Annotated in this window: 21 protein-coding genes and 1 tRNA gene; 13 read left to right on the top strand and 9 right to left on the bottom strand. The window is 62.2% G+C overall.

Annotated features, from left to right (window positions below; translation table 11 throughout):
- Positions 1-19: 19 nt before the first annotated feature.
- The gene (locus VJ109_RS01755) at positions 20-2,914 is read left to right on the top strand and encodes a hybrid sensor histidine kinase/response regulator (protein ID WP_324758563.1); all 2,895 of its coding nucleotides are present in this window, start codon (positions 20-22) and stop codon (positions 2,912-2,914) included.
- Here the strand turns inward: VJ109_RS01755 and VJ109_RS01760 are convergent.
- Positions 2,889-3,551, bottom strand: a complete 663-nt coding sequence (locus VJ109_RS01760) for a TVP38/TMEM64 family protein (RefSeq protein WP_324758565.1) — start codon at positions 3,549-3,551, stop codon at positions 2,889-2,891. The two genes, VJ109_RS01755 and VJ109_RS01760, sit on opposite strands and share 26 nt — an antisense overlap.
- A 75-nt stretch (positions 3,552-3,626) precedes the next feature.
- Between VJ109_RS01760 and VJ109_RS01765 the strand changes: the two genes are divergently transcribed.
- Positions 3,627-3,998 carry a DUF5830 family protein gene (locus VJ109_RS01765; protein WP_324758566.1) on the top strand — a complete coding sequence of 124 codons (372 nt, stop codon included), beginning with the start codon at positions 3,627-3,629 and terminating at the stop codon, positions 3,996-3,998.
- A gap of 8 nt (positions 3,999-4,006) precedes the next feature.
- Here the strand turns inward: VJ109_RS01765 and VJ109_RS01770 are convergent, their stop codons facing one another.
- A complete protein-coding gene (locus VJ109_RS01770) occupies positions 4,007-4,942 on the bottom strand; it encodes a DUF7115 domain-containing protein (protein WP_324758567.1) in 936 nt (311 codons plus the stop codon).
- A 112-nt stretch (positions 4,943-5,054) separates the two neighbouring features.
- Here VJ109_RS01770 and VJ109_RS01775 point away from each other — a divergent pair.
- A tRNA-Met gene (locus tag VJ109_RS01775) sits at positions 5,055-5,198 on the top strand.
- A gap of 1 nt (position 5,199) precedes the next feature.
- On the opposite strand, the gene VJ109_RS01780 is transcribed toward VJ109_RS01775, so the two are convergent.
- Together VJ109_RS01780 and VJ109_RS01785 are read right to left on the bottom strand one after the other, a co-directional pair.
- The gene (locus tag VJ109_RS01780; protein ID WP_324758569.1) at positions 5,200-5,415 is read right to left on the bottom strand and encodes a hypothetical protein; all 216 of its coding nucleotides are present in this window, start codon (positions 5,413-5,415) and stop codon (positions 5,200-5,202) included.
- Between the two features lie 352 nt (positions 5,416-5,767).
- Positions 5,768-5,923: a hypothetical protein gene (locus tag VJ109_RS01785; protein ID WP_324758570.1), complete on the bottom strand. Its 156-nt coding sequence runs from the start codon at positions 5,921-5,923 to the stop codon at positions 5,768-5,770.
- 83 nt (positions 5,924-6,006) lie between these two features.
- On the opposite strand from VJ109_RS01785, the gene VJ109_RS01790 reads away from it, so the two are divergent.
- The 4 genes from VJ109_RS01790 to VJ109_RS01805 all read left to right on the top strand — a co-directional run bounded on the left by VJ109_RS01790 (position 6,007) and on the right by VJ109_RS01805 (position 9,595).
- Entirely contained in the window at positions 6,007-6,216 is a 210-nt protein-coding gene (locus VJ109_RS01790; RefSeq protein WP_324758572.1) for a hypothetical protein, read from the top strand.
- Between the two features lie 742 nt (positions 6,217-6,958).
- Positions 6,959-7,228 carry a HalOD1 output domain-containing protein gene (locus tag VJ109_RS01795; protein WP_324758574.1) on the top strand — a complete coding sequence of 90 codons (270 nt, stop codon included), beginning with the start codon at positions 6,959-6,961 and terminating at the stop codon, positions 7,226-7,228.
- A 410-nt stretch (positions 7,229-7,638) separates the two neighbouring features.
- Positions 7,639-7,881 carry a UPF0058 family protein gene (locus VJ109_RS01800; protein WP_324758575.1) on the top strand — a complete coding sequence of 81 codons (243 nt, stop codon included), beginning with the start codon at positions 7,639-7,641 and terminating at the stop codon, positions 7,879-7,881.
- Between the two features lie 505 nt (positions 7,882-8,386).
- Positions 8,387-9,595 (top strand): DUF4352 domain-containing protein, encoded by a 1,209-nt coding sequence (locus VJ109_RS01805; protein ID WP_324758576.1) that lies wholly within the window; start codon positions 8,387-8,389, stop codon positions 9,593-9,595.
- 774 nt (positions 9,596-10,369) lie between these two features.
- Here the strand turns inward: VJ109_RS01805 and VJ109_RS01810 are convergent.
- Both VJ109_RS01810 and VJ109_RS01815 read right to left on the bottom strand, forming a co-directional pair.
- On the bottom strand, positions 10,370-11,587 hold the full coding sequence (locus VJ109_RS01810) for an ABC transporter substrate-binding protein (protein ID WP_324758577.1): 1,218 nt from the start codon (positions 11,585-11,587) through the stop codon (positions 10,370-10,372).
- A gap of 79 nt (positions 11,588-11,666) precedes the next feature.
- Positions 11,667-12,908: an ABC transporter substrate-binding protein gene (locus VJ109_RS01815; protein ID WP_324758579.1), complete on the bottom strand. Its 1,242-nt coding sequence runs from the start codon at positions 12,906-12,908 to the stop codon at positions 11,667-11,669.
- A gap of 277 nt (positions 12,909-13,185) precedes the next feature.
- On the opposite strand from VJ109_RS01815, the gene VJ109_RS01820 reads away from it, so the two are divergent.
- The gene (locus VJ109_RS01820) at positions 13,186-13,737 is read left to right on the top strand and encodes a hypothetical protein (protein ID WP_324758580.1); all 552 of its coding nucleotides are present in this window, start codon (positions 13,186-13,188) and stop codon (positions 13,735-13,737) included.
- Between the two features lie 212 nt (positions 13,738-13,949).
- Complete coding sequence (locus VJ109_RS01825; RefSeq protein WP_324758581.1) at positions 13,950-14,426, top strand: FKBP-type peptidyl-prolyl cis-trans isomerase; 477 nt, start codon at positions 13,950-13,952, stop codon at positions 14,424-14,426.
- Here the strand turns inward: VJ109_RS01825 and VJ109_RS01830 are convergent.
- Complete coding sequence (locus VJ109_RS01830; RefSeq protein ID WP_324758582.1) at positions 14,423-15,004, bottom strand: GNAT family N-acetyltransferase; 582 nt, start codon at positions 15,002-15,004, stop codon at positions 14,423-14,425. The genes VJ109_RS01825 and VJ109_RS01830 overlap by 4 nt on opposite strands.
- Positions 15,005-15,110: 106 nt before the next feature.
- Between VJ109_RS01830 and VJ109_RS01835 the strand changes: the two genes are divergently transcribed.
- Entirely contained in the window at positions 15,111-17,153 is a 2,043-nt protein-coding gene (locus VJ109_RS01835) for an AMP-binding protein (RefSeq protein ID WP_324758583.1), read from the top strand.
- A gap of 13 nt (positions 17,154-17,166) precedes the next feature.
- On the opposite strand, the gene VJ109_RS01840 is transcribed toward VJ109_RS01835, so the two are convergent.
- Positions 17,167-18,333 carry an MFS transporter gene (locus VJ109_RS01840; RefSeq protein ID WP_434737285.1) on the bottom strand — a complete coding sequence of 389 codons (1,167 nt, stop codon included), beginning with the start codon at positions 18,331-18,333 and terminating at the stop codon, positions 17,167-17,169.
- Positions 18,334-18,449: 116 nt separating this feature from the next.
- Here VJ109_RS01840 and VJ109_RS01845 point away from each other — a divergent pair, with 116 nt between their 5' ends.
- From VJ109_RS01845 to VJ109_RS01855, 3 genes are all read left to right on the top strand, one after another.
- Positions 18,450-19,007 carry a type IV pilin domain-containing protein gene (locus tag VJ109_RS01845; RefSeq protein WP_324758586.1) on the top strand — a complete coding sequence of 186 codons (558 nt, stop codon included), beginning with the start codon at positions 18,450-18,452 and terminating at the stop codon, positions 19,005-19,007.
- A 700-nt stretch (positions 19,008-19,707) separates the two neighbouring features.
- Entirely contained in the window at positions 19,708-20,823 is a 1,116-nt protein-coding gene (locus VJ109_RS01850) for a glutamate-cysteine ligase family protein (protein WP_324758587.1), read from the top strand.
- A gap of 98 nt (positions 20,824-20,921) precedes the next feature.
- Positions 20,922-21,638: a type 1 glutamine amidotransferase gene (locus tag VJ109_RS01855; RefSeq protein ID WP_324758589.1), complete on the top strand. Its 717-nt coding sequence runs from the start codon at positions 20,922-20,924 to the stop codon at positions 21,636-21,638.
- A gap of 38 nt (positions 21,639-21,676) precedes the next feature.
- On the opposite strand, the gene VJ109_RS01860 is transcribed toward VJ109_RS01855, so the two are convergent.
- Positions 21,677-22,654 (bottom strand): phosphoadenosine phosphosulfate reductase family protein, encoded by a 978-nt coding sequence (locus VJ109_RS01860; RefSeq protein ID WP_324758591.1) that lies wholly within the window; start codon positions 22,652-22,654, stop codon positions 21,677-21,679.
- Between the last annotated feature and the right edge of the window lie 111 nt (positions 22,655-22,765).

Raw genomic sequence — 22,765 nt, forward strand, 5'->3', positions numbered from 1 at the left:
GCTCTACTGATCTGTGGTAATGAGTAGCGGACCTGGCGAGATCCGCGTGCTGCACGTCGACGACGAACAGGACCTCGGCGAAGTCGTCGCGATGCACCTCGAACGGATCCACGAGGAGATCACCGTCACCCACGTCAGGTCGGCACGGGAGGGCCTCGACCGACTCGGCGAAGCGGCGTTCGATTGTGTCGTCAGCGACCACGATATGCCGAACATGGACGGGCTGGAGTTCCTGCGGTGTGTTCGGGCGGACTACCCGGACCTCCCTTTCATCCTCTTTACCGGCAAAGGGAACGAAGAGATCGCGAGCGACGCGATCTCGGCCGGCGTCACCGAGTACCTCCAGAAAGACGTCGGGACCGACCAGTATACGGTGCTAGCAAACCGCATCGAGCGAGCGGTCAGCGAGCGGCGAGCGAAAACCGCACTCGAAGAGTCCGAGCGGATGCTCTCGACGCTCATCTCGAACCTCCCGGGGATGGTCTACCGGGCCCGTAACGAGCCCGACTGGCCGATGGAGTTCGTCAGTGACGGTGTGAGTGATCTCGTCGGCTACGAGGCCGAAGCGATCGAGAGCGGGGAGGTGTCGTGGAGTTCCCTCATCGACGACACCGAGATCGACCGTCTCTGGAACCGTGTCCAGACCTGTATCGACGCCGGAGAACCGTTCGAGGTGAGCTACCGCGTCACGACGGCCGAGGGGCGGACACGGTGGCTGTGGGAGCGCGGACGGGTCGTCGAAGAGACGGACGACGGCGTCGAAATCCTCGAAGGGTTCATCACCGACATCACCGCTCGGAAGGAACGGGAACAGGAACTAGAGCGCGAACAGGAGTTCACCGAGGACCTCATCGACGCCATCGACGACGCCTTCTATCTCATCGGGACCGACGGACGGCTCCTCCGCTGGAACGACACGCTTGCCACGGTAACTGGCTACAGCGACGAGGAACTGGCAGGGATGGACGGCGCGGAGTTGCTTCCCGAAGCCTACCACGAGAAACTGGAAGCGGCACTCGATCCACACACCGACATCGGCGACGGGGCGTTTCAGGCCCCCTTGTTGACCACGGACGGCCGTGAGATCCCGTACGAGTTCCGGGGCTCGGTCATCAAAGACAGGGACGGAGGCGTCATCGGAATCGCCGGCATCGGCCGGGATATCACCGAACGTCGCGAGCGCGAACGGAAGCTCGAACAGTACGAGACGCTCGTCGAGAACGTCGGCGATCCGATGTTCATCCTCGACGAGGACGGGCGAATCCAGATGGCCAACCGAGCGATGGCCGAGCATCTGAGCGAGGATCGTGACGATGTCGTCGGCATGCCGGCACGGACGTACATCGAGGACGACGACTACCAGAAGGGGCTCGAGCTGACGAGGGAGCTACTCAAAGCGGGCGGAACGGAATGGCGGACCTACGAGATGCAGGTCACGACCGCTGACGGGGAGACGCGGGTGATGGAGAACAACATCGCGGTCCTGACTGACGACGAAACGTTCATCGGGACTGTCGGTGTCGTCCGGGACATCACCGAGCGAAAGGAACGCCAGCACAAGCTCAAACAGTACAAGACGCTCGTCGAGAACGTCGGCGACGCGATGTACGTCCTCGACGAGAGCGGGACGGTTCAGATGGTAAACGAGGCGCTTGCGGACCATCTGGGATACGACCGTTCGGCGATCGTCGGCGAAGACCCGACCGAGTTCATGCCCGAAGCGGATGTCCAGCGTGGGGCCGAGATCATCCAAACGCTCTGTAACGACGACGACCGGATCTGGGAGACCTTCGAGATGGAGACGATCGACGCCTCGGGCCAGCGGACGATCAACGAGGACAAGATCGCACCACTGCTGGAGGACGGCTCGTTCGTTGGGACGGTCGGCGTGATCCGGGATATCGCCGACCGAAAGCAACGCGAGCAGGAGTTAAAGCGATACGAGACGATCGTCCAGGCTGTCGGCGACCCCGTCTACACGCTCGACGACGAAGGGGTATTCACGTTCGTCAACGATGCAATCGAACCGTTGACCGGATACGACCCCGGGGGGCTGGTTGGCAATCATATCAGTACGATCATGACCGAGGACGACATCCAGCGCGGCCAGGAACGAATCCGGGAGCTGCTGGCGGAGCCGGAACAGGACCACGTCACGTTGGAGATGGACATCGTGACTCGCTGGGGCGAACACGTCCCCTGTGAGAACAACATCGTGCTGCTGCCTTCCGAGGACGGGACTTTCATCGGAACCGCGGGCGTCATCCGAAACGTCGCTGACCGTGTCCAGCGGGAACGACAGCTCTCGGAGTTCGCGAGCGTCGTTAGTCACGACCTCCGAAACCCGCTCAACGTCGTGCAGGGGCGGCTCTCACTGGCGGCCGAGACGGGTGATATCTCCCATCTGAACGACGCCATCGACTCCGCGGACCGGATGGAGCAACTCATCGACGAACTGCTCACGCTGGCCCGAGAGGGGGAGATGGTTGGCGAGACCAACCCCGTCGATGTCGGTCTCATCGCCGAACAGGCATGGGAGAACGTCGACGCTCCGGTGGCGTCCCTGTCGGTCGTCGACTCACCCGCTATCGAGGCCGATGCCGCTCGGCTACGGGAACTCCTGGAGAACCTGTTTCGCAACGCCGTCGAACACGGCGCCGACCACGTGACGGTTACCGTCGGGCCTCTGGAGGGGGCCGACGGGTTCTACGTCGCCGACGACGGCTCCGGCATCCCCGAGTCCGAGCGGGAGCGAGTGTTCGAGCGAGGGCACACGACCAGCCCTGACGGCACCGGCTTCGGGCTCGCGATCGTCGAAGACATCGCACAGGCTCACGGCTGGACGATCGAACTCACCGAGAGCCAGGCTGGCGGCGCACGGTTCGAGTTCAGGACGACTCCGGACGACCGTTGACGTGCCGGTACGCCGGCCCGGCAACCAGGAGTACCGCCAGCACGCCCCCGAGAACGAGGACGTGTGGGAGCGCGTCGACCGAGAGGCCGTCGAGCGCGAGCGATCGCATCGACGCGCCGGCGATCACCTCGACGACGACCCAGGGGATCTCGCCGACGAACGTCCCGACGACGAACGCCCGCGTCGAGACACCGGCGAAACCCGCTCCGTAGGAGACTGGATCGGCAGGCACCGGCGAGAGCCGCGCGGCCAGGACACCCCGTGTCTCGCCGGTCACCTCGATGAGTCGCCGGCCGGAGTCGCCGAGCCAGCCGAACATCCCGCCTCGCTCGCCGGCTTCCAGGGCGAACCGGTACGGGATGAGACAGGTGACCAACGCGCCCATCAGTGCGACCGGGATGCCGTACTCGATTCCGAGGACGAACCCGACGAACGCCGACAACGGCATCGTCGGCCACGCGAACAGCGGCCGGATCAGATAGAGACCGACGATGACGCCCGCGAGATAGACGGGGTGGTCAGCGAGATGCATCACCTCCGAGACCACCCGCGCCGGCGAGAGCAACAGGGTCGCCAGCGCGACTACCACAACCAGTCCGGCGCTCCCGACCAACTGTCGTTTCGCGAGACGGTCCATCTACTACTCGTACCGACTGGGATCGGCAAACCTCTTGTGGTAAGGGTTAATCCGCCGGGGGTCCCACGGGCGGGTGTGCCAGCCGACGATCAAGACCCCGTCGAACTCGGGGTCGAACTGCTCGCCCACCTCGAACACGCCGAGCTATCGGTCGCGGACGCGATCGACCGCATCGAGACAGTGACGACGAACCCACAGCTCCAGCGGGAGATCCTCGATACCGCGGTCATGCGTGGCGTCGTCGACCGCGAGAACGGGCTCGTCCGCCCGCGTTCACAGGGCACGTACGTGGACTTCGAGGCCGACGTGATCGTCCGCGAGGGGTCGTTCTCGTGTTCGCGCTGTGGTGCGTCTATCAGTACCGGGCACTTCGTCCAGCTCGACGGCGGCGAACTCGGCCCGTTCGGCTCGACGTGTATCAGGAAAGTCCTCGGACGCGAGACCTGAGCCGCGGACTAGCGGCCCTGCCGGAGTTCCGCGATGAGTTGTTTGATGACCTTCTCCTGGCGCTGGAGCTGTTCGTTCTGTTGCTCGACCAGCTCGGCCAGTTCCTCGACCTGTGCTTCCAGCGCGGCGAAATCGCCGTCGGTCCCGGAGCCGGAGGCACCCGCGTCGGCCGAGTCGGTCGGCTCCCAACCGCTCTCGTCGGATCCACTCGCCTCCGTCCCCTCGGCCGCGGCCTCGTCGTCGCCGACCAGCGGATCGATCCCAGCGTCGAGTCCCAGCCCCGACACGTCCGACTCGGAGTCCTCGTCCTCGCCCACCTTCTCGTTGAGCGCATCGAGCGACGATACGTCGTGGTACGCAAACAGCGCTTGCTGGAGCGTCCGGCGCAACGACGGCGCCTTGTTCGACGGGGCTTTGATCCGCTCGGGGCGGCCGTCGACCGAGAGGACGATCGCCGTGGCGACGCTCCCCTCCTCGAACTCCAGGCCCGTCACCGCTTCGAAGGCGAACTGTTCGAAGTCGCCGTCCCAGGTGACACTGCCGACGTGTTTGAGCAGCTGTGCGGACGTGACCACGAGCGTGAGTTCGCTGAACCGATAGACGCCAGCGACCGTCTCTTCCTCGTCGAGGACGCCCGCTGCACTGAGTGAACTCTCCAGCAACCGTTCGAGGACACCCTCGCTGCGTTTGACCGGGACCGAGAACTCACGTTTCGTGTCGACGTAGGCGAGCGAGAACGTCGCCTTCCGCCGTCCTTCCGAGACGGAGAGACGCTCGAACTCGTAGGGGAACGCCTCGACTCCTTCGTCACTCAGCAACCCCTCGCCCCGGTAGACGAGCGTCCGGGACGGCGTGAAACAGACGATATCCTCGTCGCCGAGGCTGACGCCGGCCTGGACCTCCTCGTCCCCGAGTTCTTCCCGGACGAGGTCTGGTATCTCCATGGTCAGTACGTCCGGGTCCGGTGGCTTAAATCCGCGGGTGGGAGTGTCCCACAGGACCGACGGAGATGGGAACCTTCAAGACGGAAAGCGGCCAAGCAGGCATTGCACCCGCGCCCGGGTGGCTTAGCTGGACATAGCGCCGCACTCATAGGGTCGTTTGACTCATGCGGTACCAACCGGCATGACCCGTGGGGTGCTCGTCACACCCCGGACCTGGGCCATGCGGAGATCGAGGGTTCGGAGCCCTCCCCGGGCACTTATCTGAAGGTTACATGCCCATAGATGTCAGTCCGTAGACGGTCGACTGGCGGCAGACGCGGTTCCTCACTGACGGCGGCTACCAGTACGACAGTGCCGGCCAGCACGCCGCGCTCCTGAATCGGGGTGCCGTGTACGCCCTGGCTGTCTACGCGGACGACCCGCGGCGGCTGGTCGCGATCGCCGTGATCCCGGCGACGCTCGTCGATGAACATCTGCTGGTCGCTGGCGGGAGACCGGCCGCGACGAGGGGACGCTTGCGCAACTGGGCTGGATGGGGACTTTCGGCGAGCTTCCGAGAGGTGAGGCCAGTGAGTAGCGGTGAAAAATGCGTACCGGGGCCGAGGTGCCGCGTTCGGCGAGTCAGCCGGACAGACTGTCCACGGCGTTTCAAATTCCGGGCGCTGTCGGCTACGTTCGTCTGGGAGGCCAGGCTACGTTCCCATGTCAGAGGCACCTGGTTCCCGACTTGTTGTCCAGTCTATAGGGATAACAATCCCCATTTTCACCAGCATCCTCACAGGCGGTTTGCATCCGGTCCCGTGCCTGGAGGGGGTGCGTCGATGGCTACCGCTGGTGTGGTGGCTCGTGATCATCGGGGAGGAAGATACTCTCACGATCCGGGTCGTGGAAGACATCCAGCGCTCGGAGCGTCCCAGCGTAGGCAGCCACCATCACGAACACGAAGCCAAGCAGGGCGGGGAAGAGGTATTGGAGGACCATCACCTTCCTCCTACGCACGCCTTCGGCTAAGGACTTGCTGGTCACCGACTGTCGGTGTCGACCCAGGAGGTGAGCGGTGACCGATGCCCGCCACTACGCAAACGGGCGCCCGCGACGAGCGACTGCGCTGTCCGAAGTTGAAACAGGAGATGAACGACTCGCGCCCGTCGCCCCAGGACGTGATCGAGGCGATGTACGCCGCCTGGAGGACGGACGGTCGGAACCCGCTCTGGCTCGACGGTGCCGAGACGAGGCTGAACGGCACGATATCGTTCCGCGTGACACCGCCGTAGCCGGTAACTGGTGAGTGGCAACGCTGTTGTTCGACATGGTTTTTCCAGATAGATCGGGAGAAAACAAAGAGTTTGGACCGCTGTTAATCTCTCTGTAAGTGATAGAAGCGGCTTGCTGAATAGAGAGGTTGCAGTCAGCAATGCACCGTGGTTTCGTTCGGCTACTCGTCGCTGAACCACACGCTCAGTGTGAGTGCGAGTTCATCAGCGGTTTTCCCACAGTGAAACGCTATCGCCCTCTTCGAACCGAATCCACATCGATTCTAAACCCTGGTTGGTCGCGTCTGACGGGTAGCAGACATACGTAGAGATCGGGGCGTGTTCCTCAAGCAGAGTGATCGACAGTTCTGGTCGAGGAACGGGTTCACGGCGGTCAGTCATGTTATGGGAAGGCTGATTTCGGGACTGGTGTCGGACGGGGGCACGGTGGTGTCGGTAGAGACGTTTGCTGAATGGTGCATACACCAAGATACGACACCCTCGATCATAAGCTAACCTACCAGGTGCGTGTGATATTCTCAGTCATACAGAAGTAAGCGTCCCGTACACGCCCGATGCAACCCAATTCATCGGACCAAATATCGGAGTCATGCCCCGATCCAGTCAGGTTTTCTACATCTGTCAACAGATAGTTGGCAGTCTCTCTTTTCGAGTAATAGGTCGCACAGGTAAGTATCGACAACCACGGCAATAGATAGTATATCAGTTGAATAACTTTTACCACCACGAACATGTACCGAATATGGCCGAAACACGGGATTTCCACTACGAAGCGGATACGACCCATCCATTGAGTTCGGAAGTTGTCACAGCGATCGCGAAGGCCCACGATGAGGATGTGCTTGACCAAAAGTGGCGCATCAGTGATGACATCAACACGGACGCACTCGACGGTCTCTTCCAGGACCATCAACTCGACACAACGCTCCAGTTCGAGGCGGATACAGTGACGGTTACAATCAGGGCGGACAGGGACGGAAACCCCAGCATCAAAATTGAATCACATCGATAAGGGCACTCTGTACTAATCACAGTGGGGAGAGGGTGGTAGGTGGAGAGATATTGAAACCCGATACTCAGTGACATCGTATTCGGCTTTCTTCGTGCGTTGCAAAACCGGCGGACTTACTCAGCATGTGTCGTAGCCAAGGATAATCCGTCGCTCTGTCACTGGCTCTATTACTATTTATTAATTGAAATATCGTGTGGGTTAATCCTTCTTCGGAAATATAGTGGGTATGGGAGACAACCACATGGTTTAGTTGATCAGACACTCACCCCCACCCACCAACCCCACCCCACAGCCATCGTCTCCCACTTCGTTCCGATTTCGATCACAAATTACGGATGGATCAGAAACGAGGCACAATTCACATGTCCCACCGCAGCCGTTCAAACACGCCACTCGACTGAGACACAATCATGCGCAAAAAAGAGTCTATTCACGTTCACGCTCTGCTCGCGGAAGTCACACGACAACTGATCGAAGACGAAGCCATGTCGGTTGAGGGGCGTGCTGCATACGATTTACTCGGGACACGTCCATCAAGCATTCACGAGTCGAAAGAAAACCACCGCAAAGCGATTATGGTCCTTTGTAATGCCATCGAATCAAGCCTCGAAGAGACGCACACTGATGGACAGAAGCAATCGGCACATCGATAACGGGAGTTACTTCTCGTTCCCAGCGACTACCCTTTGCCGTGGTACCTCCTTCGCTTGTATGTAGTAGATGCTACCTACCACCAGTAGAGGGGTTCAGCAACACCGAGTGACCCACTCCTCGTTTTTCGACAAGGCGGTTCGACCCCATCTCAGAACGATTGTATAACGCGCCTGCCCGGCCAACGGCCGTAGTCACACACCAGCAGTGCGTCGAAGTACAACAGTGAGCGTGCTGTGTCTGCTCGACGGGCTCCGGGTCGAGGAAGCCGATGTCGACGAGGGGGCCAAGGAAACACGGCTGCAAGGACCGAAAGATCGGCTCACGGCTACGATGCTACTGACGATGAGGGAGAGCAGTTACAAGCCGAGATTACCGAGCTTGAAGACCGTATCGAGGAACTCACATCGTTCATATCTGCTACGTCCGATCACATCTCCTCAACCGGAGGGGAGCCGTTCGTGACCCGGCCAAAAGACAGTTATCGAGCTGCCCGCTCGCACCGGTATGCACCGACGGACAGTGTTGGCCACCGCAGGCACGATTCTATTCGCCGGCTGCAGTTCGCTCTCCGAACCAGATGAGGCCGACCCATCCTCAACTCCGACGGAGACGACGACTCCAACGGAGACGCCAACTGCGACGCGGACAGCGACTAAAACCCCGACCGATACACCGACAGAGGTGACGGACACACCAACACCAGAGCCACCGAACTACCAAGTCTCCAATCAGACTCCTCTCTCGGATTCGTACCAGCTTGATAAGCCGTGGCCACTCGAATTTACTGTCACGAACATCGGAGATGAGGCAGGCGAGTTCAGCACAACGCTGCAGCGCCAATCAGAGACGGGAGCATGGCGCGATGTACAACGGTTTGAAGAGGTCATTGACTCGGGAGAGAACCGCTCATTTTCGGCGTCAATCGACGCGCCGCCGGAACCCGGAGAATTTCAGTATCGACTGTCCGGCACTGGCGTGTCGTGGACACTGGAGTTCGTCAAGCCGGCCGATTTCGCTTCGGTAATCACCACAGCACCTGATCAAATCGAGATCGGTGAGACGCTTGGAGTGACCGTTTCGGTGACCAACACTGGCGGCAAAGCGGGGTCAGCTACCGTCTCGGTCGGTGCTCAGCCACAGAACGAGACGATGACACGCAGTACCGATGAATTCAGCATCTCTCTTCAACCGGGAGAGTCGATAACGAAAGATATCACGCTCGGCTCGTTTCCGTACCTGGGGACGCTTGAGCTTATGCTGAACGACGAGCGTATCGGGACAACCGTCGATGTCGTCGGTAAGCAACTATCGCTCGGCGGGAGCTACGTTACTCCGAAGGAAGTGAAGCTCGAAGCCGAGGCCATAGAGCTCATTGACTCGTATACATACGATAGCGGTGACAACACGTATACCCATTCCGCGTCGGATGGCTCACAATTTGCCTTGGTGACATTCCGATCCAAGAATCACGGCTCGCAACCCATCGACGTTCCAGAGCTGTTCGAGATTTATCTACTGGATTCTCGCAACCAGTACGAATCTGGTAGCTACCGCCAAGAGACAGATGAATATGATGGTGGAACACTGTTCAGCGGTGCTGTCAAACGAGGGATCATCCTGTATGAAATCCCAGACTCCGTCACAAAATCTGATCTTCGGGTGGCATGGACTGGGAACTACGCTGAGGGAGATGTTGCGATTCGCTGGTCCTAACCAGCCTATTAAACGACATACGAAGCAGCGTTCCAGATACGACACCTCTTGCAGCAAAAGGGAAAAGTTATCCGACTGTTGTACTCCTAAAACAAACAGACGGTTCCAGACCCACGTTACTAACTGGGATCTCTGTATCTCACACGTCGGTTCTGCGCCTGTATCTATCTCGGCGACGGTGCTTTGGAGTATGGCTTCCGCTTCACTGCTCAGGTGCCAATGTACGAACTCCTGTACCTGAATTTATACATTCCACGTATATGTCGTCGAACCCTATCAATCAATAACCATGTTCAGCATGACTGCCGAGCTCAGCGACGGGACAACGATCGACGACGTGCAAGAAGTCGTCGAAGGCTCTCACGGTGTGCATTTGAAAAAGGAGGTCGAAGGGGGAGACATGGCACGAGTAGCGTACATTCCATACTCCCAACTCATCCACGTGTCATTAGATAATTGATATTCTTCTCCGCCTTCAGGCGGAGTCCCCCTCGCTTCTCGCTCTCTGAGACAGATATATCACTAGACCGACTAACCCGAGAACCCCGTATGCAACACCCCGAGCTTTTGGCATTGATAGATTTCGCTTTGTGGCGTCGCTATAGATATAGTAGCCGACTATCGGCCAGAAAATCAAGAGGGACAGGGCAACACGGATGAGGACTCCATTGTACGCGGTGAGCCAATCCATAAGTAAAAGAGGTATCTATCAGTGAAAAAGAATCGCCTCAATCAGTGGGCAATGCGTTCGGGTAGTGGGTGAGAGAGACTGGTCTAGAAATCCCCGTTGACGATGGCTGTGAGCTTCTGGCGGTCGAACAGCCGTTCGCCCTCGGGGATGTCCGGATAGGGTTCTCCAGCGGCGTACCCGGGCCACTCCCCGAACCGATCCGGGTAGAATTGCTTTGCGGTCATCTCCAACTGGAAGAGGTTCATCAGCGGACCCTGCCGTGGGTTGCCCGATGCGTAGAGACGATCGTTCTGAACGGCAGTCAGTTCCGCTCCCACGCTGTGATCACGGATGGCTTGTTTCGTCTCGGGGACATCGTAATACGAGGAGATGCCGTGATTCATGATGATGACGTCCGGGTCGGCATCGAGCATCGCTTCGTAGTCGATGAGTTTCCCACCGTATTCGTCGGTCTCGATGTCCGTGAATACGTCATCGGCGTCCAACGGACGAGTGTGTGCGAAAAAATACCCTGGCTGGTTGAGTTTGTGGACGTAGAACGAATCCTCCGATAGCCGGGGGTACACCATACCGACTGTCGGCCGGTCATTCGGTGACGGGAGGTTCGATTGGATGTCGCTCAGAAGGGTCTCTTTGAGAGCGAACAGTTGCTCGAAGCGCTCCCGTTCCTGTAACACTTCGGCGTACATCTCGGTGAGTTCCCAGACCGTGTAGTACTGATACGAATCGCGCCAGGATTCGGGCGGTTGACGGTGCTTTCGGCTGTACATGTTACCGAAAAACGGCCCGACGTTTTCCTCGACCTCTTCGATATCAGACCTGTTCCATCCGTCGAGTGAATCGACGTACGATGGATCGAGGAAATGGGCATCACTATCCAGTTCGTACAGTGTCTCCTTGCTGTAACTGCCAGCATCCTTGAAATCGATCCAGTCAGTTGCAGTGTCCAGCGTGGAGTAGTAGAATTCCAGCGCAGGAACGGAGGTCGACGGACGTGTCGTTGATTGTACCGCCGTACCGTGACCGAGCGCCGCCGTGATATCGATAGTGGCCGTCGAACTCCCCAAGACGTTCTGTGGAACCGTCTCAAACGTGACCGTCCCCATCGGGGCCATCGTCACTGAATACGATCCGTCTTCAGACGCGGGCGTCCCGGTTGTCGGCGTCTCAGTCGATGCCGATCCCGATTCGCTGGTGGTACTCGAACAGCCGCCGAGCAGCGCGCTGCCGACAATCGCTCCGCTATACTTTACGTAGTCCCGCCGCGTCAGTCTCTCGTGACCGCACTCATCGCCTGCCATGTTTTTAGGCTAGCCTAAATATTTATAACTGCTTCGGTTCTCCGGCCGACCAGACTCACTGCTGTGGCACAGTCGCCATTCAGTTCCCGGTGACGATGCTCGCGACCCGCTCTCGGTCGAACAGTTGTTCGTCCTCCGGGAATTCGGGATAGTGATTGCCGTCTTCGTAGGCGGGCCACTCGCCGAAGATATCGGGATAGAGCTGTTTCGCGGTCATCTCGATCTGGGAGAGGTTCATGATCGGCCCTTGGTAGCGCATCCCCTGTGCATGGACACGGTCGTTCTGGACGGCGGTCAGTTCCTGCCCAACCGGATGAGAGGTGAGCGTCTCCCGGACAGTCGCCATGTCGTAGCGCGGCGTCATCCCCCAGAGATGGAGGATGACATCGGGATCAGCCTCAAGCATCGTCTCGTAGCCGACAGAGCCCCAGAGCCCGTCCCACTCCGCACTGCCGAATGCGTCGGTGGCAGCGAGCGGACGGGTGTCGGCGAGCCAGAACCCCGGACGGTTCAGGTGGTACGCCCAGAACTGTCCATCACCGAGGGTGACACGGACGGCAGTCGGTCGGTCCGATTTGGGTGGGAGGTTCGACTCGATCGTCGCGAGGAGGTCCTTGTGGACTGCATTGAGTCGCTGGTATCGGTCACGCTCCTGAAAGACATCGGCGACACGTCCGAAGAGCTCCCACAGCGTGTAATACTCGTACTGGCCACTGTAGGGTTCTGGCGGGGTATCGTTGGTACCGCTGTAGAAATTCCCGAAGAACGGCCCGAGGGTCTCGGAGATCTCCTCGATGTCGCTCATGCTCCAGTTGTCTTGTGTGAGCGCCCACGCGGGGTCCAGAAGGTGAACGTCGCTGTCGAGACCGTAGAAGAACTCCTTCGAGAAGTTGTTGAACGGGTTCGGGAGCCCCTCCCAATCGAACGAGACGCCGTCGAGCCGTTCGTAGTAGTGGTTCATCGTCGGGCCGGCCATATCGGGGACGAACATCGAATTGACGGCGTCGCCGTGGCCGAGCGCGACCAACATATCCGGGTACTGGTTGTAGATCGTGAAGACGTTCTCCGGTACCGAATCGAATTCGACCTCGCCGACCGGTGAAAGCGTCGCGGTGTAGGAGCCGTCATCCGTCGCTGTGGTCCGTGCAGGCGACGCGGTCTGGTCCGTTTCGGGAGTCACCTCCGTCTCAGCGGGCTCGTCGGTAGCGGAATCCCCACTGCTGCCCGTACAGCCTGCGAGGAGTGCGCTGCCCAGCAGCGAACTGCCACCAGCGACGTAGTTCCGCCGCGTCAGTTCGTCGGAGTCGTCGAGAAAGTCCATGTTTTGGCAAGCCTAGTGCAGATATAAGTCGCTTCCGGATTTTAGGCCAGCCAAATACTGAACGAGTGGCCCCTCCACAAGAACCTTATCAGAATCGTCATCAAGTTGGCGTATGAATCGGCGTGCCCTCCTCGCCGCTGTCGGTGCCGCCGTCCCGTCTCTCGGTGGATGCCTAGCGAGTGCGCCAGGCGGATCCCAAGCGCCGGAACCGACAGCGACTCCGCAAGCCCGAGCAGAACAGTCGCCGTCACCGACGGATTCGCCCACGGAGACAGCTGTGTCGACGGAAACCACGAGGGACGATCAGCCGACGCTTTCGGATTCACGGGGTCCGACGCGCGGTGAGAGCGATGCCGAAGTGACGACCGAGGTCGTCGAGACCGACGAGAACGTCGAGTGGGTCGAAGCGGAGCACGCGGTACGGTACGTCGCTGCCTGGAAGCACACGAACCACGAGGAAGTCCAGGAGGGTGCGAAGCCGGAACGGGAACCAGTGTACGAGACGATCCCGTTCGAACAGTGGGCTCGGACGGAGGCGTTCACGGCCGCGGCCCGAGCGGCTGCGGAACACGCGAACGGGGCGCTCGGGACCGACGAGGTCGGTGGCGGGATCACGAGCAGCGTCGACGGAACGGATCTCGCGCCTTTCGTCTCGGTACAGACGGTTCTGGACCGTGAGGGCGAGCCCGTCAGTGAGACGTCGGTTACCTTCGACCAACTCGTTGCAGTCACACCCGCGACCGTCGCCGTGACCTACCGTCTCGACGACCAGTCGGTCCAGTTGGAACCACCCATCTATGCCCGCTACAGCGTTCTCCAACAAGCGTAGTGGAACGGGAGGCAATCCTGCCCCGGATATCGGTACAGTCGCACGACCGTGCGATCTGGTTGGGCTCCGCTAGCCGGTAGCTGAACGACCGGAGGGCCGGACGCGGACGAAGGTACACCTTCGGCGTCGATGACGCTCGTCTGCTACCGCAAGCCTCTGTGAGGCCGGCGTTCGACGAGACGTTTATCCCGTTGGTCGCCACAGATCCACCCATGACCATCGAAGCGGGCGACGGCGTCACCGTCGAGTACGTCGGGCGGTTCGAGGACGGGACGATCTTCGACACCTCCCGGTACGAGGTCGCAGCCGAACACGGGCTGGCCGAGGCACAGGACGCCGATCCCGACAGCTACAAGGCCCTCTCCTTTCGGGTCGGTAACCGGGACGTGATCGCCGGGCTCGACGACGCGCTCGTGGGCCTCAGCGAGGGCGAAGAAGCCACGATCACGGTCGACCCCGAGAACGCCTACGGACCGGTCGAAGCCGAGAAGATCAGGGAGTACGACCCCGCGACGTTCGAGGCGATGGTCGGTGCAGAACCGGAGGTCGGGATGCACGTTCACGCGGAGAACGACCTGCACGGCGACGTGACCGCCATCCGCGACGACAGCGTCGAAGTCGACTTCAACCACGAACTCGCCGGGAAGACGCTGGTGTTCGAGATCGAAGTGCTCGACGTGTGGGGCTAGCTGGTGTCGTACTTGTAGGTCGCTTCCTCGGGATCGATCCCGAAGTCCTCCGCCGACTCGTCGGGTCCGGATTCGGCCATCTCGTCGGCCGATGCGGCCTTGAACCGCTCCCGGAACCGGTCGGGCATCCGGAACCGCTCGACCTGGAGCCGGAGCGGGACCGCCCCGGGCTGGATGTTCTCCTGTTTGGTCACCAGCCGGTCGCGGAGCTTCTCCGGCAGCTGTTCGGGCTCGATGGACTCGAACCCGAACTGCGCGAGGTAGTCGGCAGCGTTCGTCAGCGAGTACACCACGTCGAACTCCTCGTCGGCCGCGTACTCGACGAGCCGTTCGATGACGTGGGCGCCGACCCCCTGGCCGCGCCACTCTTCCAGGACGCCGATGCTCGTCAGTTCACAGTCGTCGCCGTCGTCGGTCTTGTGGATACGGATGCGGCCGAAGCCGGCCTTCTCGTGGCTCTCCTCGTCGATGGCGACGACGTAGTCACGGGAACGGAACGCTGTCTCGTCGAGCCCCATCGCTTCGATGTGGTCCAGCAGCCAGACTTCCTCGCGGTTTTTCGCGTCCCGGACGTACATATCCCGACGTTGGCCGGCCACGGCAAAAGGGTTTGCTGGTGGGCGGTCGGGCCGGATCGGTGCAACCCCACACAACTACTTTGGGGAATGTCATCGAGAGACACGTATGGGCAGCGACGGCGGCGACTACCGACACGTACCGTCCGAAGCGTTCGTCGAATCGACGAACGTCCGTGAGTTCATGCGGACCTACGGGATCGAGGACTACGAAGGACTCGTCGAGCGGACGACCACCGAACTGCCGGGCGAACCCGACTCCGGCGTCGAGTGGTTCTGGGACGAACTCGTCGACTACCTCGGCATCGAGTTCTTCGAGGCCTACGACAGCGTCAGAGAGCGCCAGTCCCGGACGGTCGCCGGCGAGACCTACGACGGCCCGCAGTTCACCGATTGGTACCCCGGCGGCCGGATCAACGCCGCCCACAACGTCCTCGACAGACACGCCGCCCGGGACAGCGGGTCGCGCAACCACGCCGCGCTCGTCTGGGAGGGCGAACCCGGCGACGTCCGCGAGGTGACGTTCCACACGCTGAACAGGCAGGCCAGTCGGGTCGCCAACTACCTCGAATCCGTCGGCGTCGGGACCGGCGACACCGTCGGCCTCTACATGCCGATGGTCCCCGAGGTCGCGGCGATCCTCTATGGCTGTCTGAAGGTCGGTGCCGTCGCGGTCCCGGTCTTCTCGGGGTTCGGCGTCGACGCGACCGCGACCCGTCTCGCGGACGCCGACCCCTCGGTGCTGTTCACCGCCGACGGCTTCTACCGCCGTGGCTCGGTCATCGATCTCAAGGGGACGGCCGACGAGGCCATCGCGGACGCTGCCGACCGTGTCGACGGCCCGGGCGTCGAACACACCGTCGTCTACGACCGGGTCGGGACGGCGGAGCACCCCGATCGGACCCTCCAGTGGACCCGCCGCGACGAGTGGTGGGACGACGCCGTCGGCGAGCGACCCGACAGCTACGCGGCCAAACCGCTGCCCAGCGGCCAGACCTCGATGCTGTTGTACTCCTCGGGGACGACCGGGAAACCGAAAGGGATCGTCCACACCCACGCCGGCGCGCTCCTCCAGGCGGCCAAGGAGGTGTACTTCGGGTTCGACCACAAGCCCGCCGATCGGTTCTTCTGGGTCAGCGACATCGGCTGGATGATGGGTCCCTGGACGCTGCTGGGCAACCACGCCTTCGGCGGCACCGTCTTCATGTACGAGGGTGCGCCCGACTACCCCGAACCGGACCGCTTCTGGGGGATGATCGACCGTCACGATCTGACCGTCTTCGGCGTCTCGCCGACGGCGATCCGGGCGCTCCGCAAGCAAGGCGATGAGTGGCTCGACGGGCACGACCTCTCCAGTCTGCGGCTGCTCGGTTCGACCGGCGAACCCTGGGACGAGGAGAGCTGGGAGTGGTTCTACGAACACGTCGGCGGCGGATCGTGCCCGATCATCAACATCTCCGGCGGGACCGAGATCATGGGCTGTTTTCTCATGCCCATGCCGATCCAGCCGCTCAACCCGGGCACGCTCGGCGGTCCGGGACTGGGAATGGACGTCGATGTCGTCGACGACGCGGGCGAGTCCATCCGCGATACCCACGATCGGGGCTATCTGGTTGCACGGGACTCCTGTCCGTCGATGACGAAGTCGCTGTGGAGCGGCGACGAGCGGTACGTCGAGGAGTACTGGTCGACCTGGCCCGACCTCTGGGACCACGGCGACTGGGCACAGCGGGCCGAGGACGGGCTCTGGTACCTCCATGGGCGGGCCGACGACGCGCTCAACGTCGCCGGCCGGAAGGTCGGCCCCGCGGAGGTCGAGGGCGCGGCGATCGAACACCCGGCGGTCAACCAAGCGGCCGCCGTCGGCGCGCCCGACGAGACGACCGGGACCGCCGTCGTCCTCTACGTGGTCCTCCGTCCCGACCGCGACCCGAGCGACGACCTCGCGGACGCCATCCGGGAGACCGTCGGGGCGGAACTGGGCACCCCGTTCCGGCCCAGGGAGGTGCTGTTCGTCGACGCCTTCCCGAAGACCCAGAGCGGGAAAATCGTCCGCCGGGCGATCGCCGCAGCCTATCGGGGCGAGGCCATCGGCGACCGCTCCAGCATCGAGAACCCCGAGGTCCTGGAGGCTATCGGCGACGCCACGTAGCTCCCGTTTACGGTCAGTCAGCCGGCCGTTCCCGGCCGGGAAGCTCCAGGCGCAACAGCCCCGGGAGCGCGACCAACGCGACCACCAGTTCCGCGCCACCGGCGACGGCGAACGCGGCGAGATAGCCGACCTCGCCGGCGACCAGTCCACCCACGAGGATGCCCGCCAGGAACCCGACGCTTCCGGCGGCGTTGAACCCGGCCATCGCCCCACCGCGTTCGGCGTCGCCGGCCAAATCGGAGACGAGCGCCATCGTCGCGGGTGCCATCAGCGCCCCGATGACGCCGACGACGACCATCCCCAGACCGGCCGTGAGAGCGGTTGGCGCCAGGCCGACGGCGACGACGGCAAGTCCGTACAGCGAGGAGCCGACGGCGACCGGGACCGTCCGTCCGACCCGGTCCGAGAGGACCCCGAAAGGGTACTGCAACAGCGCGAACGGCGCGAAAAACAGCGCGAGCATTACCCCCGTCTCGGCGGGCGTCAGCGAGAACACTGTCCTGAAATATAGTGTACCTACGAGGGCGAAAAAGCCCGCTGTCATTCGGTCGACGAAGCCGAACGTGTAGGGAATCGCCAGCGTCGGCGTCCTTCGGAGACCGGTCAGCGCGTCGCCGATCCGGCTCCCGTCTGCCGGGGCGCGATCCGTCGCTAGGGTGGCGAGAGCGGCGACGACGAACAGGAGTCCGCCGGCCACTGCCAGGGGAAGCGTCGGTGCGACGCCGTACAACTGGCCGCCCAGCGGCGCACCCAGCGCCGTCCCGGACCCGATGGCGATGCCCGCCGCGCCCATGTTGCGCCCGTGGCCGCCGGAGAGGTCCATCAGCATCGTCATCGACAGCGAGAAGGGAGCGATCGTCGCCGCGCCCTGGAGCGCGCGAACGACGAGGATCGTCTCGAAAGAGACGCTGGTCACCCCCGGGAGCCACGCCAGTAGCCCGTACAACAGCCCGCCGACGACAGCCCCGCCGACGATAAAGGGAAGGCGACGCCCGGTCGCGTCGCTCAACACGCCCCAGACGCCGGCGAAGGCGACGAATGCGGCGAACTCCGCGGCGAGGAACCACATGCTGGCGTCGAGGTCCGTCTCGGCGCCCAGCGCCCGCACGAGCGTGTCGACCCCCGGGTAGAGCAACACCTGTGCGAGCAGGACGGCGAAGACGACCCCGGCGAGGACCATTCGCTCCCGGCGGACGCTCACAGGGGGGGCGTACGGCGAGGGAAGGAAAATACGTGTCGGCGAACGGTCGGCTCCGAGTGTTTTTCCCCGAAGGAGCACGAACGGCGAACACGGAGATGATTCCAGCCACGGAACGGGGGGTATCGCCGGTCGTCTCGACGGTCCTGTTGGTCGCGGTAGTCGTCATTCTCGCCTCGACGGTATCGGTCGTCGCCTTCGGCTTTACGAGCCAGGTCGGCGAACCGGCGCCGGTCGTCGCCCAGTCCAGCGGCCAGCTCGTCCGGGACGTCACTGGCCCCGGTGGTCGTTACGACCAGGTCGTCAACATCACACACGAGGCTGGCGATACCATCAAGGTCGAACACGTCGAGGTCGCCGTCGACGCCAGCGACGCCTGTGGCAAGCGCGGTCGACTGGTCGACCTCCCGGACGAGGCTGTCGGCTCCGGGAGCCCGAACCATATCGAGGGCGACGACATCTTCGACTACCACTCCCCAGAGGGAGGCGCGCTCGATCCGACCACCGGCGACACCGAGTTCAGTGCGGGCGACACCATCCGGTTCCGGCTGACAAACGGGGCTTGCTCCCTCGCCGACGGCGACAGGATTACCGTCCGTATCGTCCACACCCCCTCGGGGGCTGTCGTCGTCGAGAAGACGCTAACTGCCTCCTGAGTCCGCGCCAGCGGTCAGGTCGGTGCCGCCGAGATCAGTATCCAGTGCGAAGCCGCTTTCAGCGGGGACTCACGTCGTCGCGACCTGCTGGAACCGCCCGAGGAGACAGATCGCCAGGCCGGCGACGACGCCGAAGAACCCGACGTTGCCGTAGAGGTAGCCGGTCGTGTGGCCGATCATGACGAACCCGCCGCGAGGATGACGGCGATACCGAACAACTGGAGGGAGCTGTTGTCCATACCAGCGACACCGGAGGTGAGTGGAATGAACGTACCGGTGTATGACAGGGAGCCCCACGACAGCCCGACGAGCGGTCCAAGAGCGACCACACTGGACGAAACAGGCCAAATACGCCCGGTTCCGTGTCCCGACACGCGATGACGACGCGAGTATCACCCGTAACTGGACAGACTTTTGCCTTTCTCTCATATTGTGCATTTATCAGTAATTCTGAAGCCATGTTGAGTCCGATATAAGGTATTATATCCCATTTAGTCGAAGGACTCTTGTTCGAGAACTATGTTAGATTGTGTCATGACATTTCGGCCACGGTGAGCCGACGACCGACCGCTGGCGTCACTGACGAACGACCGTCGCCTGTCGCGTGACCGATCGGGTCACGACAGCCGATGGCGGACCGCACATCCGAGCAGTGTGCGCACGATAACCGAACCAACAGACTGTGTCACCGAGCGATTCCATGCGACGAAGCGTCGAGGTTGAGTACTGGGTAATCGACGGAACCGGGCGGCTCGTCGACCCGGAGGGACTGGTCGACGCATCGCCGGGCGCGGAGCGTGAGTTCGTCCGACCGATGCTGGAGGTGAAGACGACACCCTGCGAGACGACGGCGGAACTCAGGACCGAACTGTTCGAGCGACTCCGGCGGGTGTTAGAGCGTGGTCGGGAACTCGACAAACGGCTCGTCCCGCTGGCGACGCCGCTGCACACCGACGAGATCAGGGAGCTTCCCAGCGACAGGACGCGGATCCAGAACGCCGTCATCGGGGACGACTTCGCGTACGTCCGCCATTGTGCGGGGACACACGTGCACGTCGAACAGCTCCCCGGACGAGCGGTCGACCAGTTGAACACGCTCATCGCACTGGACCCGGCGCTCTCGCTCGTCAACTCCGCGCGACATTTCGAGGGACGGATCGTCGCCGACGGCGCCCGGTCGAAACTCTACCGGTGGCTGGCATACGACGACCTCCCCAACCAGGGGACGCTCTGGCCGTACGTCGAGGATACCGCCGAGTGGAACAAGCGGCTGGAGCGTTGTTACGAGTCGTTCCTCGAATCGAGCATGGACGCGGGCCTCGACCGAGAGGCGGTCGAAGCGAGTTTCAACCCCGAGAGCGCCGTCTGGACCCCGGTCCAGCTCCGGGAGGAGTTCGGGACCGTCGAGTGGCGGTCGCCGGATACGACCGTTCCGAGCCAGGTCGTCCGACTGGCCGACGACATCGCGTCGGTGGTCGAGCAACTCCGGGGCACGGACCTCGAGATACACGAGGAGACCGAACCGGACATCGGCGCGGTCGGTCCCGGCGGCGACACCGTCACGTTGCCCCCGTTCCGAACGGTCGTCGAACACGCCGACGCCGCGATCCGTGACGGGCTGGATTCGCCGGCGCTGCGGTCGTATCTCAAGACGTTCGGGTTCGACCTCTCGGCGTACGACCCCGTCTCGGGGGCCATCGACCAGGAGACGGTTACGAAGGCCGAAGCGCGGGAACACCGGCTGGAACACGCCAACCAGCTAGAGCGTGATCTCCAGCACTCGGGCTCGACGACCAGGGTTTCCGAGGGGGTGTGACACGCGGTGAGCTTTGCGGCGCCGCGGCCGGCCACACGGCGTGGCAAATCCTGACAGGACACCGGCGCATTTGTGCGGGGAGCCTGTAGAGACATCCAATGGCTCGGACACGGCTCGCGCTGTTGAACGCCGCTCACGCCGCCGAGGACACCCGCCGCAACTTCCGGCGCGAGATCGACGCCGAACTCGTCGAGTTCCACTGCCCGTCGGGCGAACTCCCCGACACGTTCGCCTTCGACGGCTGTGTCGTCACCGGTTCGAAGGCCTCGGTGTACTGGGACGAACCCTGGATCGGCCGGCTGAAAGAGTGGGTCGGCGAGGCCATCGAGGCGGGGCTGCCGTTCCTGGGAGTCTGTTACGGCCACCAACTCCTGGCTAACGTCCTCGGGGGCCGCGTCGAGCCGATGGACGAGTACGAGATTGGCTACCGGACAGTCGAGCAGGACGGCCAGAACCGGCTGCTCGACGGCGTCGACGACGACTTCGTCGCCTTCACGACACACTCGGATCAGGTCACGAAAGCGCCCCCGGGAGCGACCGTCTTCGCCCGGAACGACTACGGCATCCACGGGTTTCGGAAGGGACGAGCCTTTGCCGTCCAGTTCCACCCGGAATACGATACCGAGACTGCCCGGACCGTGACAGAGGCGAAAGACGAGCTATCCGACGAACGGATCGCGACAGTACTGGCGGGAATCACCGACGAGAACTACCGGGCTGCCTGTGAGGCGAAACAACTGTTCGACAACTTCCTGGGGTACGTGGCCGAGGTCACCCCGGATCGGACGGTTTCGGCGTCCGACCGCGCCGACTGAGCGTCGGCGGCGTGTCGACAGTCAGTTCCGGGCCGGCCTTACATGTAGCCCAGGTCGCGCAGGCGCTCCATCAGGTCCTCTTTGTCCTGGGCGCGGCCGGCGCGCTCGGTCGTGTTCGCCATGTCCTGGAGCCACGCGGGTTCTTCGGCGGACTTGTCTGTGCTGACCTCGCTCCCCAGCGATCGGAAGCCAGCGAAGTACTTCGGCGAGACGGGAACGTCTTCCTTCTCGATGCCCTCGGGCAGATCGTCCTGCCCCTGCGGGACGTAGCCGTCGTCGGGGTACCCCTCGACTGTGTCCGGGACGACGAAGTTCCAGAAGGCTTCCCAGACGTCCGGCTCTGCGAACTGAAGAATCGACTGGACGCGGTCGTGGGGCGGGTAGATGTCGGGATCGTGACGCGGCGAGAAGAACGTCTCGTCGGCGCGGGACTCCTGTTCGTCCCAGCGGATGCCCGAGATGATGCCGTCGACATCGTGCTCCTCGATGGTGTCGTTGAGCGCGACGGTTTTCAGCAGATGGTTGCCGACGTAGGTATCCAGCAGGAACGGGAACGTCTCTTCCTCGTATTCGAGGATGTTCCGGATGTGGTGCTGGTTGTGCTCGGAGAGGGCATCGACCGGAATGTCGTCGCCGGGTTCGAGCCCGTTCTCGTCCACGTAGTCGCCGACGTCGGTGTTGCGAGCCCAGATGACATCTAGGTCCCACTCCTCGGCCCAGTGCTCGACGAACTCGATGAGTTCGTCGAAGTGCTGATAGTGATCGATGAACACGACCGGCGGCACTTCGAGATCAAAGCGGTCGGCGACCTCCTTGACGAAGTACAGCGTCAGCGTCGAGTCCTTCCCGCCGGTCCACATCACGACTGGGTTCTCGTACTGTTCGAGGCCCTTTTTCGTGACCTCGATGGCCTTCTCGATCTTGTGGTTGACCGTGGGGTAGTCCTCTGGCGACTCGCCCTCGCCGTCGCTGTAGTCGACGTCGAGATAGTCCGGGAACTCAGTTGTCTTGGACATCGTGTAATGAGATATAATTAGAAGCAGTAAGTATTTTTTGTTCCGTCGACAGATATGTGAGCGGTAGGCACGCGTCGATCGACGGCAAGACCCCGAAACATATAGCCGTCT

It is taken from the genome of Haloarcula montana, from assembly GCF_035666295.1.
Taxonomy (GTDB): domain Archaea; phylum Halobacteriota; class Halobacteria; order Halobacteriales; family Haloarculaceae; genus Haloarcula; species Haloarcula montana.